Origin of the sequence: Phosphitispora fastidiosa (assembly GCF_019008365.1) — a bacterium.
Classification (GTDB): domain Bacteria; phylum Bacillota; class Thermincolia; order Thermincolales; family UBA2595; genus Phosphitispora; species Phosphitispora fastidiosa.
In genome coordinates this window covers 1-719 of the sequence record NZ_JAHHUL010000057.1, presented here as the reverse complement: position 1 = coordinate 719, position 719 = coordinate 1, and the positions used below count along the sequence as shown (strand labels likewise).

Sequence of the window (719 nt, the reverse complement as noted above, 5' to 3'; positions counted from 1 at the left end):
CCAACACTGTCTATGTGCACAACCACAGAGTATCTCCCGTCAGTTGTGCCGATACCAACATAGTGTTTTCTCTCCCAGGCCTGTGTCCCGTCTGAAAAGGTGTGTTTAGTCTCCGGCAGGGCCCAGGTGACCTTCTTGCCGCCTGAATTGCCGGCAACAGGTTCCAGTTCCACTATTTCCACCGAGTTGTTCCTGGTATCCCAGAACTCAGCCCTGACTGACTTGGGACCATATAATACCCCGCCTTTGGGTGTGGCTGTGTTATGCAGGCCGTCAGGCACCTTGGTCTCGTAATCCGTCCAGTAGGTTGTCTCGACTTTAAGCTCAAAGCCGTAGCCTGCCCTGGTTACCTTGTTGGGGTCCAGCCCATTGGCTTGTGCCCAGGGGATTATCTCCCAACTGCCGCGGCTTTCCCGGTCTTCTGGACGAGGGTTTGCCGGGTTAGTGGGAATGCCCTGTTTTGTGTTCAGCTTTATATCAACCGCAAGATTCTCATTATAGGTTACTGTCCTGGTGGCCCACTTGTGGGTGTCGTCTTCCCGGTGACCGGTGATTATCCGGTAGCTTTCAGTCCAGGTTCCTGAGGTTTTGCTGGAGAGAGCCTCACACTCAGTTGGCGGGAGACTGCGTTCCCTGATATAGACCGTTTTAACTGCGGTGTTGTTATTTCTGTTGACATCTTTAAGCTGATTCTCCGGGTCGGCGACAACCTTCAGTTC

General features: G+C 53.1%; 1 pseudogene. It reads right to left on the bottom strand.

The annotated features are described in order from the left end of the window. Positions 1-719 (bottom strand): annotated as a pseudogene (locus tag Ga0451573_RS18905) (hypothetical protein); the annotation flags it as partial.